Origin of the sequence: Streptomyces zhihengii, assembly GCF_016919245.1 — a bacterium.
Classification (GTDB): domain Bacteria; phylum Actinomycetota; class Actinomycetes; order Streptomycetales; family Streptomycetaceae; genus Streptomyces; species Streptomyces zhihengii.
In genome coordinates this window covers 799,696-812,713 of record NZ_JAFEJA010000002.1, presented here as the reverse complement: position 1 = coordinate 812,713, position 13,018 = coordinate 799,696, and the positions used below count along the sequence as shown (strand labels likewise).

Genomic DNA, 13,018 nt, shown 5'->3' with positions numbered 1-13,018 from the left:
CCGCCCGGACACGGGCGGCCTCCCGTACGCCGACGGGGTCCCACCCACGGGGGGTGGGACCCCGTCGGCGTGCCCGGGGCGACGGGGCGTGCCCGGGGCGACGCCGGGGTCACGGTGGTGGGCGGGGCACGGGGTGTGCGGGCACTCTTGCCGACGGGCCGGATGTCGCGAACAGTACGGGCCATGGCGACAGTCGTGCTGGTGGGGACGCTGGACACCAAGGGTGTGGAGTACGGCTGGCTGCGGGAGCGGCTGCTCGGCCAGGGGGTCGAGGTGCTCGTCGTCGACACCGGCGCGCTCGGCACACCCCGGATCGCCGCCGACGTGCCCGGCGAGGACGTGGCCCGTGCGGCGGGGGCGGACCCGGAGGCGCTGCGCGCCGCCGGGGACCGCGGCGCGGCCGTGACCGCCATGGCGGACGGCGCGGCGGAGATCGTCTCCCGGCTCTACGCCCGGGGCCGGCTCCACTGCGTGCTCGCGATCGGCGGCAGCGGGGGCACCTCCATAGCCACCCGCGCGATGCGCGGACTCCCGCTGGGCGTGCCCAAGCTGATGGTGTCCTCCATGGCCTCGGGCGACGTGGCGCGCTACGTCGGATCGTCGGACATCACCATGATGTACAGCGTCGTCGACATCGCCGGCATCAATCCGGTGCTGGCCCCGGTGCTCGCCAACGCGGCGGACGCGGCCGCCGGCATGGCGAAGGGCTTCGCGGCCTCGCCCCGTGCCCTGCACCCGGCCGCCCTGGCGTCGGGCGGCCGGCCCCTGGTGGCGGCGAGCATGGCGGGGGTGACCACCCCCGGCGTGGACGCGGCCCGCGCCCGCCTCGCCGAACTCGGCTACGAGGTGCTGGTGTTCCATGTCAGCGGCACCGGCGGGCGGACCCTGGAGTCCCTCGCGGGCCAGGGCGTCTTCGCCGGGGTGCTGGACCTCACGCTCAGCGAACTCGCCGACGACCTGGTCGGCGGCATCCTGACGGCCGGCCCGGACCGGCTGACCGCCGCCGGGCGCGCCGGGGTACCGCAGGTGGTGAGCCTCGGGGCCCTGGACATGGTGAAGTTCGGCCCGCCCGAGACGGTCCCCGCCGCCCTGCGCCACCGCGACCCGCTGGTGCACAACCCCTCGATCTCGGTGATCCGCACGACGCCCGGGGAGTGCGAGGAACTGGGCCGCCGGATCGCGGCCAAACTGCGCACGGCCCGGGGCCCGGTGGAGGTGTGTGTACCGCTGCGCGGGCTGTCGACCCTGGGCGCGCCCGGCGGGCCGTACCACGACCCGGCCGTGGACGGGGCCCTGTTCACCGCGCTGCGGGCCGGGCTGGAGGGCAGCGCGGTGCGCGTCGTGGACCACGACACCCACATCAACACCGAGGAGTTCGGCCGGTCCACCGCGGACCGGCTGCACCGGCTGATCCCCGCGGCGCGCCGCCCGGGGGCGGCACCGGTCGAGCCGACGGCGGAGCGCGGCGGGCCCCCGGGCGCGCCGGGGGCGGGTGCGTGACGCGGGCGGGACGGCCCCGCGGAGAGCCGGGGCGGCCGGTGCGTGACGGTCCCCCGCCGGGCGGGGGCGGCCGTGGGTGACGCTCCCGCGGAGAGCGGGGCGACCTGCCTGACGGGGGCGCTGACCGGCCCGGCCGGTCAGCCGGTCGGCGGTTCCGCCGGGACCTCCGCGGGGACGGCCAGCAGGGCCGTCAGATCGCGCACGAACCCCGCGGTGCGCTCGCTGTCCGTGCCGCCGAGCGGGGCGAGCTGGGTGTCGATCAGCCCGTGGACGATGCCGACGGCCCGGCCGGTGACCTCCTGCCCCCGCGCGGTGAGCGCCAGCCGCACCGCGCGGCTGTCGACGGCGTCCCGGGTCCGCTCCACCATCCCGGCCGCCTCCAGGGAACGGGCCAGCTTGGAGACGTAGAGCGCCTCCAGCCCGGTGTGGTCGGCCAGTTCGCGCTGGCTCGGCCGGATCCCGGACCGGTCGAGCCCCCGCAGGGTCGCCACGACCGAGTACTGCGCGTGGGTGAGCCCGAGCGGCGCCAGCGCCCGGTCGACGGCCACCCGCCACTTCATCGAGAGCCGCCACACCAGGAAGCCCGGCGTCGCTCCCGCGGTCTCATCGCTCATGCCCGGCACCGTACATGGCCGCGGCCGCCCCTCCCCGCGCGGCCCCGCCGCGCGCCGGACGGCCGTCAGTCCAGCGTCTGCGTCAGCTCGGCGCGCTCCGCCGTGAGCACCACCCGCCCGCGGGCTCCGTTGACCAGGGGCAGGTACGGCGGGACGTGCCCGCACTCGACGTCCGCGACGATCGGCACCCCGAGGGAACCGAGCGCGTCCAGGACCGCCTCGTGCTGGGTCAGCGAGGGGGCGTCGGCGCCGGGCGACCGGGCCACGAGCACGGCGTTCGCATGGTCGAAGAAGCCGGCGAGCCGCATCCCGTGGAGATTGCGGCAGATCTCCAGGGCGTCGTCGCCACCCGCCTCCACGTAGACGAGGAGCCCCTCCGGCGCCTCGGCGCGCGCGAAGGCGGAGACGTCGAGATACGGCGAGCCCGTGAGGTTGCTCAGTGTCTCGATGCAGCCGCCGATCAGACGCCCCTCCGCTGCCACGTCCCCGTCGCCGTCCAGCCTGGTCCACCGGCCGGGGGTGTCGAGGGTGAGGTCGCGTACGCCCGGGTCGCTGGCCCAGTCGTCATGGCCCGCGGCACGGTGACGGCCCGGCGGGATCTGGGTGAAGCGGTGCCCGCGCGGAGCCGCCACGACGTCCAGCCAGGACAGCAGCCCCGCGGGCGGCCGGTAGGGGGTGTCCATCAGGTTGTTGCCGTGCAGCGTCGCCGTGCCGGTGAGCAGGGTCAGCGGCGTCATGAGCGTCGACATGTCCGAGTACCCGACGAGCCAGGTCGGCTCGGCCTCCCGCAGCGCGTCCCAGTCGAGCAGCGGCAGGAGGTCGATCGCCGTCTCCCCGCCCCACGGCGGGACCACGGCCCTGATGCCGGGATCCGTCAGCATCGCCGTCAGCTCACGGGCCCGGTCGGCGGCGGGGGCGCTGACGTGGCCGGAGCCGTCCATGCAGTCACCGGTCACGACCTCGTATCCGCGTGCCCCGACCTCGGAGACCGCCACGGCGAGGCGCGCGCGCAGTTCCTCGGGGACTCCGCTCGACGGCGAGGTGACGCCGACGCGGTCACCGGGACGCAGGGGCTGGGGGAAGCGCAGGGGCATGCGGCGGATTCTGGCAGGCGACCGCGGCCCGTCTCCACCGGATTGCGGCCTCCCGGGAGCCACCGTCTCCACCGGATCACGGCCCACCCGGAGCCACCGTCTCCACCGGATCGCGCCCACGGACGCCGCCCCGGCGTCCACCCCGCCGTCCGCCCCGGAGCCGGCGGCCGCGCGCCACTCCGGTATCCGGCCCGGATCAGGCGCCGGCCGGCGGCAGTTGCTGCTCGGTCCAGATCGTCTTGCCGTGGGCCGTGTACCTGCTGCCCCAGCGGTGGGTGAGCTGGGCGATCAGGAACAGGCCGCGGCCGCCCTCGTCCGTCAGCCGCGCCCGGCGCAGATGGGGCTGGGTCTGGCTGGGGTCGGAGACCTCCAGGACCAGGCGCCGGTCGCGGATGAGGCGCACGCCGACGGGGCCGCCGGCGTAGCGGATGGCGTTGGTGACGAGTTCGCTGACGATCAGTTCGGTGGTGAACACGAGCTCGTCCAGGCCCCATGCGGCGAGCCGGGCGGTGACCTCGGCGCGTGCTTCGGCCACCACCTTCCCGTCCGCCGGGAACTCCCAGGTGGCGACGGAGTCCTCCGGGGTCACGGCGAGCCGGGCGAGCAGCAGGGCGGCGTCGTCGTCCGGCGGGTCGGCGAGGAAGGGGACGAGGAGGGTGCGGCCGATCTCCGGCACGGGGCGCGCCGGCTCGGCCGCGGCCCGGCGGAGGTGTTCCGCCACCGGTGCCGTGCCGGCCGTCCCGTCCCCGGCGAGCGATCCGGCGGTGAGCGCCAGCATGTCGCCCCGGCCCAGCTCCAGTTCGACGGGCTCGAAGGGCGCGCCGTCCAGTCCGAGCGCCGGTCCGGTGGGCATGTCCACCGCCGCGGTGGTGCCGCCGGCGGCGGCGAGCAGCGGCGGCGCGTGGCCGGCGCTGGCCAGCAGGCAGCGGGCGGTGACGGGGTCGTAGACGGCGTAGAGGCAGGTGGCCCCGCGCACGGACCCCTCGGTGTCACCGGGTGGTTCGTCCTCGGCGAGGCGGACGACGAGGTCGTCGAGGTGGGTCAGCAGTTCGTCCGGCGGCGGGTCGAGGTCGGACAGGGTGCGGACCGCGGTGCGCAGGCTGCCCATGGCGGCCGCGGCGCCGAGCCCGTGGCCCCGGACGGTGCCCACCACGAACGCGACGCGCGCCGACGACAGGGTGATGACGTCGAACCAGCTTCCGCCGGTGCCCGCGACCGTCCGGCCGGGCACGTAGATGCCGGCGGTCTCGGCCGCGGTGAGTTTCAGGACGGGCCGAGGCAGCAGGCTCCGCTGGAGGGATTCGGCGGTGCGGCGTTCGCGGGTGTAGCGGCGGGCGTTGTCGATGGCGAGACCCGCGCGCGAGGCGATGTCCTCGGCGACGGAGGCGTCGTGCGCCTCGAAGGGCGGCCGGTCGCCGGCGCGCCAGAGCCCGACGGCGCCGAGCACATGCCCGCGGGCCTGGAGCGGGACCACCATGAACGAGGCGGCCCGGTCGGCCAGCAGCAGGCGGATCCGGTCGGGGTCGCCCGTGATCCTCGGCCGCAGCGCGTCGAGGTCGGCGACGATGACGGCGGAGCCGAGCCGCAGCCGGTCGCTCTCGTAGCCCTGGACGCGCAGGATCTCGCCCGGCTGGTACAGCTCGCCCGGCCAGACGCCGTCGGACGCGACCGCCGCCACCCGCCGCAGCGGCGCCCCGGTCGCGAACTCCCCCGGCTCCTCCCCCACCAGCACGGTCTCGGTGATGTCCACCGACGCCAGATCGGCGAAGGCGGGCACCAGGAGGTCGGCGAGGACCTGGGCGTTGCGGCCGGTCTCCAGTGAACGGCCCAGCGCGGAGGCGGCGGTGGCGACGAGGGCGGAGCGGCGCTGCGCCCGTTCGCTCTCGGTGACGTCGGTGAAGGTGACGGCGACACCGTGCACGGCGCCCGCCTCGCCGGAGAGCCGCAGCGCCGACAGCGAGATGGTGCGGTCGCTGTGCGGCGCCTGGACGAGCCGGGCCGAGGTGACGAAGTCGACGAGCGGCACCCCGGTGCTGGCCACCCGGCGGAGCTGGGTCTCGATGACGGCGGCGTCCTGAGGGGTCAGCAGTTCGTGCAGCCTGCGCCCGATGGCGCTGCCGTCGCCGCCCGCTTCGATGAGCCGCTGCACGTCCTCGGGCAGCGGGTTGATCCGCAGCAGCCGCAACTCCTCGTCGTGGATGGCGAGGCCGATGCCCGACTGGGAGGTCAGCGCCCGCATCAGCGCCTCGTTCTGCTCGCGGCGGGCGACGGTGCCGGCCGGTACCAGGCGCAGCACGGCGTGCGCGTCGCCCGTGCCCTCGACGGGCAGCAGGGCGCAGAGCACGGGCTCCGGCCTGCCGTGGAGCACCGCGCTCTCGGAGAGGGGGCAGGGGCCGGAGGCGCCGGCGCGCAGCCGTGGCCAGACGCCGGGGTCCGCGAAGAGGTCCCCGGCCCGGCGGCCGGTGAGCGCACCGGCCGGTTCGCCGATCAGCGCGAGCGCCTCGGCGGTGCAGGCGAGGATCGTGTCGTCGGCGCCGACCACCACCAGCGCGCAGCCCTCGGGGTGCCGGGTGTCCGCCACGGGGGCGTCGCCGTCGGTGCTCACTGGGCGATCATTCCCACGGGGCGCTCCCATGACCTGGCGGTCGGCGATCGGTGTGTGCGGTGAAGGCTCGGCCCCCGAGCCTTCATTGAACTCCAGCCGGTCCGGCGCCGCCCGTCGGGGCGCGGGCCCGGGGCGTACGGGGGGTGCGGGATCTGATACGGCCGCCGTGGGAGGCCGCCCGGAGCCAGATGCTGGGCAAAGACGGCACGGGGCGGTACCGGACGGGGGCCGGGGAGCCCCGCGGGAGGGCGGCGGCGTGGCTCTCGTCGCCCTGTCGGCCCAGCGCCGGGGTTCCCGGATGGCGCAACGCGCCGAACTGGGCGGTAGTGGGAGGCAGTGCGCCAACAGCGCAGCACGAACGAGTCGAACCAGCGGACCTGACAGAAGGTCCGCGAACGGAGTCCGCGCCATGACATCCGACCCCTTCAGCACCGACACGGCCGACCGCGAGGACGAGCGGCGGCCCTCCCGCACCGCATCGGCACCGGAACCCCCGTTCGCGGTCGACGCCCTCCCCGCTCTGCCGCCCGCGGGATCCCTCGCGGTGGCGGTCACCGGGAAGCCGGACGACCTGGACCGGCGGACGTCGCGTCCGGCACGCGCCCGGGACGACGAGGACACCGGCACCGGGGCCCCGGAGGAGCCCGGCCGGCGGGCTCCGGACACCGGCGACGAGCCCGCCGGGGGCCGGGACGCGGACACCACCCGGGTCGGTGCGGACGACGCCGGCGCGGACGACGGTGAACCGGTGCACACCCTGCTGCGGACGGCCGCGACCGAGCGTCCGCTGGAGGAGGTCGCCGCCCTCGTCACCCGCCTCCAGGAGTCGGGCGAGGTGTCGCGGCCCGCCGACGTCGCCCTGCGTGCCGCCGCGGTCGCCCGTCCGCTGGACGAGGTACGGCAGTTGATGGCCCTGCTCAAGGAGTCCGGCCACGACCTCGACCAGGCCGGCACCACCCTGCGGGCGGCGGCCGTCGGCCGTCCGGTCGACGACGTGGTCGAACTCGTCTCCATCCTGGGCACGGACAGCAGCGACTGGCGGGCCGACACGGACCGGCCGCGGGAGGCCCGCGCCCCGGAGCCCGCGGCGGGCGACGCCGCGGCCGCCGCGCCGGACACCGGGCGCAGGCGGCAGAAGCGTTCCGGGAAGCAGGGCGGCTGGCACGCGTCGGCGCTGAACAGCGCGCTCGCCGCCGGTCCGGCCGGCCACAGCGTGTCGCCGGCGCTCCGCTCCGTGCTGCGCTGGCCCGCCGCGCTCGCGCTGTTCGCCTGCGGTGTGATCCATGTGCCCACCGACCTCGCGGGTCTGCGTTCCGGCGGCTACGCCGAGACCCTGTCCGTCGCCGTCACCCTGCTGTGCCTGGTGGGCGGTGTGTGGCTGGCGGTGCGGGACACCCTGGTGATGTGGGCGGCGGCCGCGGGACTCGCCGTCGGCATCATCGCCCTCCACGCGCTCGCCGGGGCGGGCACCGCGGATCTGCTGAACAGCAGCCTCGGTGACTCGTTCACCTGGGCCAAGGCCCTGGCGGTGCTGAGTTCGGCGGCGGCCGCCCTGCTGGCGGGGACGGTGCTGGTGCGCCGGACCGGCAGGGCGGGTGCGGCGAAGGGCGCCTGACACCCCGCGCTCCCCGGTGCCCGGACGGCCTCGGCCGCCCGGGCACCGCCGTGTCCGCTCCGCCGCGCACGGCCTCGGGACCGGAGCGAAACCGCAGGTCAAGGGCGCTGTCCTCATCCGTTCGAGTGTTCCGTGTCGTTCTGCGACGATGGGGTACGTGACGGGGACGGCACGAACGCACTGAGGAGGTCCCTCCATGGAGCAAGGCAGCAACCGGGTGAGCCCCCGCAAGGACGACGAGATGAAGCACGAGGTCGCGGGGTACCTGCGGGCCCGTCAGCAGCACACGCGTATGGAGCTGGCGAACGACCCGGAGCCCGGCGCCGACGACGCGGTGCCCGAGGGACCGGGCGCCCCGCGCTCACGACGGAGCAGGTGACCGTACGGCCGCCGCGGCCCCGCGCCGCGCCCGGAGGGCTCAGGCCCCCGGTTCGCCGTACCAGCGCCACGCGGTGCGGCGCGGGAGGCCGGGCAGTTCGCCCCGCCCGGTGGCCCACAGCAGTGCGGGCCAGGGGCCGTGGCCGGCCGGCACGTCCGGGAACAGCCGGGTGAGCACCCGCGCGCACAGCTCAGCCGGCGGTTCCCACTCCAGCCCGAGGCCCTCGGCCACGTCATGGGTGTGGACGAGGGTCTCGACGACGCCCATGGCGGCGAAGCCCTCGGGGTCCGAGGCGCCGAAGACATGGTGTCCGCGGACGTCCGGCGGCGTGGTGCGCACCATCGCGACGAGCAGCGCGCCGCAGCTCTCCACGACCTGGACGAGCCCCTCCCGGCCGGCCTTCGGGTCGGCGAACACCGTGCTCGCGGGCCCGCCGGGCCGGCGGGCCCCGTAGCGGAAGGGCACCTCGCGGTCCGGCGGGCCGGTGCGCAGGCCGAGTTGGGCGGCGTAGGCGAAGAGATCGTCGGCGAGATGCTCCACGGTCTCGCGGCAGTCCCAGGTGAGGGTGCCGGCCGGCCGCTCCCACGCCGCGTCGTCCGCCGCGGACCGCAGCAGGTCCGTGCACAGGCGTACGGCGTGGTCCACGTCCTCGGCGGTGACGGGGCCCGGGGCGGGTGCGGTGGTCCGGTGCGGCATGCCGGGACCCTATCGCGCGGGGTACGGGGGCCGGTCGGCGCCGGCCCCCGGCCCGTGCGGGCTGCGGTCCGTCAGCTCACGGTGCAGGCGCGGCCGTTGAGGGTGAAGGCGGACGGTTCCGCGTAGCTTCCCGTGTACGTGCCCTGGAAGCCGAAGGACTGCGTCCCACCCGCTTGGATTCGCCTGTTGAAGCCGCTGTCACGCGCCGTGACCGCACCGCTGGACGGGGTGAGGGCGGCGTTCCAGGCACTGGTGACGCTCTGGCCCGCGGGCAGGGTGAAGCCGAGCTCCCAGCCGTCGACCGCCGCGGTGCCGCTGTTGCGGACGGTGACCTCGGCCGTGAAGCCGCCCTGCCAGACGTTGGGGGTGTAGGCCACCGCGCAGGCGCCGGGCTCGGCGGGCGGCTCCTCCTCCCCGCCGCCGTTCCCGTCCTCGACGGAGGTCGAGAACGAGTGGACGGCCAGACCGGCCCCGCCCTGCCAGGGCTCGAAGCCGGCCTGGACGCTGGTCAGGTACCAGTTCGGGGCGGCCATGCCCCGGCCGACCGTGTGGTCGACGAAGTCCATCACGTCGAACGACCAGCTCGGCAGGGCGGAGGGGGCGACGAAGGAGATGACGTCGTTGCCGCCGTTGTTGCCCGTCCACACCTCCCAGGTGCGCCCGCCGACGGTCGCGTTGCCCACCGGGGAGCCGATGGGCTGGATCGGGCCGACGCGGTTGAACCAGATCATGATCTCGGTGCGGTTGACGCCGTCCTTCTTGGGCTGCGGGTCCAGCCAGATGTCGAAGGAGGCGTTGTAGACGGCGTTCTGGACGAAGCCGTAGGAGATGCTGGTCGGCACGGACCCGATGGTCGAGAGCTGCTTGGGCAGCCGGGTGCCGGGCGCGCAGTTGGTGTAGTGGCAGCCGTCGAAGAGCGACGGGTAGGACTTGGGCGCGCCGTTGGTGGGGACCGAGCCGTCGGCGCGGGTCACCGTGAATCCGGTGTCCGTGGCGTTGACGCACTGGGTCTCGCCCGTGCCCCAGCGGTTGTTCTGGACCACATAGCGGCCCTGGATGACGGTGCTGCCGTACTGTTCGCAGATCTGCACGTCGGCCTGTGCCGGCAGGGCGCCGGTGAGCAGGGCGGCAAGGGTGCCCAGCGTCATCAGCAGGGCCGTCGCGGCGGCTCGCAGTCGGTGCTTCATGGTGTCCCTTCAGCAGTGGGGGTGTGCTTTGGGAGCGCTCCCATTACCGCTGACGGACTGTAGGAGTGTTTCGACCCTCTGACAAGACACGGCGCATCGATTGATGCGTGCGTTCAACCCTTGTCGCCACCGGCACCCCGCCCGGGCGCCCGCGGGGCCTCGGGCGGGGCCGCCCCGCGGGCCCCGGGGGAACAGGCGCCGTACCGCCCGTCAGGCGCCGTCCGCCGCGGCGCGCAGCGCGGCGACGTCGAGCTTGTGCATCCCGAGCATCGCCTTCATCGCCCGCTGGGCCCGCTCGGGGTCCGGGTCCTCCAGGAGCTCGCCCAGCGCGGCGGGCACCACCTGCCAGGAGAGGCCGTACCGGTCCTTGAGCCAGCCGCACGGCCCCTCCTGGCCGCCCTCCCCGAGCCGGGACCAGTAGTGGTCGACCTCCTCCTGGTCCGCGCAGTCGACGAGGAGGGACACGGCCTCGGTGAAGGTGAAGTCCGGACCGCCGTTGATGGCGGTGAACGGCGTCCCGTCGAGCACGAAGTCGACGGTCAGCACGGTGCCGGCGGCGCGCGGACCGGCCTCGCCGTAGTAGGAGACGTGCGTGATCCGCGAGTCGGGGAAGACCGAGACGTAGAACTCCGCGGCCTCCCTCCCCTGCGTGTCGAACCAGAGATTCGGGGTGATGCGCGGCATGGTCGCTCCAGGTTCTCGGTCGGCCCCTCGGCGTCCGGCGAGGTGCCGGCGGTGTCTCGCTCCTGCCTCAGTGGTGACCGACGCGGCCGCCGGAACTCATCGGCACGCCCCCGGAAGCGGTCCGGCGGCGCCCGGGTGGGGGTGCGGGGGCGTGGCGCACGGCGGAGGATGGAGGCGATGACCGGTTCCGTGACCTTGATCAGTGAGAGCCCGGAGGACCCGTTCTCGCAGGGTCGCGCCGTCTCCGTGGTGCTCGACACGCACGGCCTGATCACCGGATGGAGCGAGCGCGCCGAGGAGTTGCTGGGGCACTCCGCGGCCGAGGTGCTCGGACGTCCGGCGATCGACGTGCTCGTCCCCCCTGCGGACCGGGCGACGGTGCTGGAGGCCGTCGCCGCGTGTGTGCGCGACCGCGGCTGGTTCGGCGTGGTGCCGGTGCGCGCCGGGGACGGCGGCACCCTCGGCTTCGGCGTCCGGGCCCGGCTCGTCGCGCGGGCCGGCGGGGAGTGGGAGTGGTACGTCGTCGGGGCGCCCGCCGCCGAGGTGGTGCAGTGGGAGATCGACCGGTCGGTGATGGACGGGCTGTTCCGCACCTCGCCCATCGGTCTGTCGGTGCACGACACCGACCTGCGGATCCTGCGGGTGAACCGGGCCGTCGCGCACATCGGCGGTATCCGCCCCCACCAGGCACGCGGCTTCCGGATCGGCGACTTCCTGGTGCGCGAGGACGCCGACCTCATCGAGGACCGGCTGCGCAAGGTGCTGGAGACCGGCACGCCGCTGATCTTCACGGAGCAGTCCTGCCGGCTGCTCTCCGCCCCGGCCGAGGAGCGGTACGTCGCCGTCTCCGCCTTCCGCATGCAGGACGCCACGGGCAGGGTGCAGGGCGTCACCCTGATGGTCGAGGACGTCACCGACCGGTACCGGGCGCAGCGCAGGCTGGCCCTGCTCAGCGCGGCGGGCACCGCGATCGGCACCACGCTGGACGTCGCGACGACCGCGGACGAACTGGCCGCGGCGGCCGTGCCGGGGCTGGCCGACTGCGCCTCGGTGGACCTGCTGGAGCAGGTGAGCCGGGGCGAGGAGCCCGTCGCCGACGGCTCGGGCGGCGCGGTGCGCAGGACGGCGCTGCACAGTGTGATCCCCAAGGCGGACCTGCCGATGTTCCCCGTCGGCTCGCTCAACGTCTTCCCCGGCGATTCCGTGCAGGCCCGCTGCCTGGCGACCCGGCGGCCGGTGCTGGAGCCGTACATCGACTCCTCGCACGTGCCCAAGGGCTACGAGCACATGGACCTGTCCGGCCACAACGGCATGCACTCGCTGATCGTGGTGCCCCTGACCGCGCGGGGCCTGGTGCTCGGCTTCATGAGCCTGTGGCGGTCGCGGCTGCCGGAGCCGTTCGAGGAGGACGATCTGACGCTGGCGGGCGAGCTCGCCTCCCGTGCGGCCGTGTCGATCGACAACGCGCGCCGGTTCACCCAGCAGCGGCGCACCGCGGTCGCCCTCCAGCGCAGACTGCTGCCGCGCGAGCTGCCGGTGCACCCGGCGGTCGTGGTGGCGCACCGCTACATGCCGGCCGGGGGCGCGGCCGGGGTGGGCGGCGACTGGTTCGACGTGATCCCGCTGTCGGGCGCCCGGGTGGCCCTGGTGGTGGGCGACGTGGTCGGCCACGGCATCAACGCGGCGGCGACCATGGGCCGATTGCGCACGGCCGTGCACACCCTGGCGGATCTGGACCTCGAACCGGACGAGGTCCTGTCCCATCTCGACGACCTGGTGACACGGCTCGCGGGCGAGCAGGAGCCCGACCAGGAGGGCACCCCCGGCGAGCAGGTGGTGGGGGCGACCTGTCTGTACGCGGTCTACGACCCGGTGTCCCGGCAGTGCTGCATCGCGCGCGCCGGGCACCCCCCGCCGGTGCTGGTGACGCCGCAGGGGCAGGTGAGCGTGCCGGACCTGCCCGTGGGGCCGCCGCTGGGGCTGGGCGGGCTGCCGTTCGAGACCGCCGAGCTGACCCTCCCGGAGGGCAGTGTCGTCGCGCTGTACACCAACGGGCTGATCGACGGCGCCCGCCACGACGTGGACGCGGGGCTCGCCCGGCTGTGCCGCAGTCTCGACCGGCCCGGGCGCCCGCTCGACACCATGGCCCAGGAGATCGTGGACGCGCTGCTGCCCGCCCGGCCGGCCGACGACGTGGCGCTGCTGCTGGCCCGCACCAAGACGCTGTCGCCCCGGCTGGTCGCCACCTGGGAGCTGTCGGCGGAGGCGACCGCACCGTCACGGGCACGGCGGCTGACCGCCGAGCAGCTCACCACCTGGGGGCTGGACGAGCTGGTCTTCACCACCGAGCTGATCGTGAGCGAGCTGGTGACCAACGCCTACCGCTACGCCGGCGGGCCGGTGACGCTGCGGCTGATCCACCATCACCGGCTGATCTGCGAGGTCACCGACCCGAGCAGCACCTCGCCGCATCTGCGGCGGGCCCGCACCACCGACGAGGGCGGGCGCGGGCTGCTGCTCGTCGCGCAGCTGACGGAGCGCTGGGGCACCCGGCACGCCCGCGAGGGGAAGACCGTCTGGACGGAGCAGCTGCTGCCCGACCCGCCGCGCGACGGGACGGGGTGAGCCCGCCGCGCGGCGGGGT

Annotated in this window: 10 protein-coding genes; 4 read left to right on the top strand and 6 right to left on the bottom strand. The window is 75.3% G+C overall.

Going from position 1 to position 13,018, the window contains the following annotated elements; genetic code table 11:
* The first annotated feature begins 183 nt into the window (after positions 1-183).
* Positions 184-1,500: a Tm-1-like ATP-binding domain-containing protein gene (locus tag JE024_RS31355; protein WP_205377278.1), complete on the top strand. Its 1,317-nt coding sequence runs from the start codon at positions 184-186 to the stop codon at positions 1,498-1,500.
* 137 nt (positions 1,501-1,637) lie between these two features.
* On the opposite strand, the gene JE024_RS31350 is transcribed toward JE024_RS31355, so the two are convergent.
* The 3 genes from JE024_RS31350 to JE024_RS31340 form a co-directional block, all read right to left on the bottom strand.
* Complete coding sequence (locus tag JE024_RS31350) at positions 1,638-2,114, bottom strand: MarR family winged helix-turn-helix transcriptional regulator (RefSeq protein WP_205377277.1); 477 nt, start codon at positions 2,112-2,114, stop codon at positions 1,638-1,640.
* Positions 2,115-2,179: 65 nt separating this feature from the next.
* Positions 2,180-3,208, bottom strand: a complete 1,029-nt coding sequence (locus JE024_RS31345) for a S66 family peptidase (RefSeq protein ID WP_205377276.1) — start codon at positions 3,206-3,208, stop codon at positions 2,180-2,182.
* 196 nt (positions 3,209-3,404) lie between these two features.
* On the bottom strand, positions 3,405-5,813 hold the full coding sequence (locus JE024_RS31340; protein ID WP_205377275.1) for a SpoIIE family protein phosphatase: 2,409 nt from the start codon (positions 5,811-5,813) through the stop codon (positions 3,405-3,407).
* Between the two features lie 409 nt (positions 5,814-6,222).
* Here JE024_RS31340 and JE024_RS31335 point away from each other — a divergent pair, with 409 nt between their 5' ends.
* Positions 6,223-7,428 (top strand): hypothetical protein, encoded by a 1,206-nt coding sequence (locus JE024_RS31335; protein ID WP_244883282.1) that lies wholly within the window; start codon positions 6,223-6,225, stop codon positions 7,426-7,428.
* A gap of 196 nt (positions 7,429-7,624) precedes the next feature.
* Positions 7,625-7,807: a hypothetical protein gene (locus JE024_RS31330; protein ID WP_147991948.1), complete on the top strand. Its 183-nt coding sequence runs from the start codon at positions 7,625-7,627 to the stop codon at positions 7,805-7,807.
* 39 nt (positions 7,808-7,846) lie between these two features.
* On the opposite strand, the gene JE024_RS31325 is transcribed toward JE024_RS31330, so the two are convergent.
* The 3 genes from JE024_RS31325 to JE024_RS31315 all read right to left on the bottom strand — a co-directional run bounded on the left by JE024_RS31325 (position 7,847) and on the right by JE024_RS31315 (position 10,374).
* On the bottom strand, positions 7,847-8,503 hold the full coding sequence (locus JE024_RS31325; protein WP_205377274.1) for a maleylpyruvate isomerase N-terminal domain-containing protein: 657 nt from the start codon (positions 8,501-8,503) through the stop codon (positions 7,847-7,849).
* A gap of 71 nt (positions 8,504-8,574) precedes the next feature.
* Positions 8,575-9,690, bottom strand: coding sequence for a glycoside hydrolase family 12 protein (locus JE024_RS31320; RefSeq protein ID WP_205377273.1), 1,116 nt, complete (start codon positions 9,688-9,690; stop codon positions 8,575-8,577).
* A gap of 210 nt (positions 9,691-9,900) precedes the next feature.
* A complete protein-coding gene (locus tag JE024_RS31315; protein WP_205377272.1) occupies positions 9,901-10,374 on the bottom strand; it encodes a VOC family protein in 474 nt (157 codons plus the stop codon).
* 177 nt (positions 10,375-10,551) lie between these two features.
* On the opposite strand from JE024_RS31315, the gene JE024_RS31310 reads away from it, so the two are divergent.
* Positions 10,552-12,999, top strand: coding sequence for a SpoIIE family protein phosphatase (locus JE024_RS31310; protein WP_205377271.1), 2,448 nt, complete (start codon positions 10,552-10,554; stop codon positions 12,997-12,999).
* Positions 13,000-13,018 lie beyond the last annotated feature (19 nt).

Bases quoted from the DNA above. Each gene is read 5' to 3' on its own strand.
- JE024_RS31355 (WP_205377278.1), top strand. From the start codon at position 184: ATGGCGACAGTCGTGCTGGTGGGGACGCTGGACACCAAGGGTGTGGAG.
- JE024_RS31350 (WP_205377277.1), bottom strand. From the start codon at position 2,114: ATGAGCGATGAGACCGCGGGAGCGACGCCGGGCTTCCTGGTGTGGCGG.
- JE024_RS31345 (WP_205377276.1), bottom strand. From the start codon at position 3,208: ATGCCCCTGCGCTTCCCCCAGCCCCTGCGTCCCGGTGACCGCGTCGGC.
- JE024_RS31335 (WP_244883282.1), top strand. From the start codon at position 6,223: ATGACATCCGACCCCTTCAGCACCGACACGGCCGACCGCGAGGACGAG.
- JE024_RS31330 (WP_147991948.1), top strand. From the start codon at position 7,625: ATGGAGCAAGGCAGCAACCGGGTGAGCCCCCGCAAGGACGACGAGATG.
- JE024_RS31325 (WP_205377274.1), bottom strand. From the start codon at position 8,503: ATGCCGCACCGGACCACCGCACCCGCCCCGGGCCCCGTCACCGCCGAG.
- JE024_RS31320 (WP_205377273.1), bottom strand. From the start codon at position 9,690: ATGAAGCACCGACTGCGAGCCGCCGCGACGGCCCTGCTGATGACGCTG.
- JE024_RS31315 (WP_205377272.1), bottom strand. From the start codon at position 10,374: ATGCCGCGCATCACCCCGAATCTCTGGTTCGACACGCAGGGGAGGGAG.
- JE024_RS31310 (WP_205377271.1), top strand. From the start codon at position 10,552: ATGACCGGTTCCGTGACCTTGATCAGTGAGAGCCCGGAGGACCCGTTC.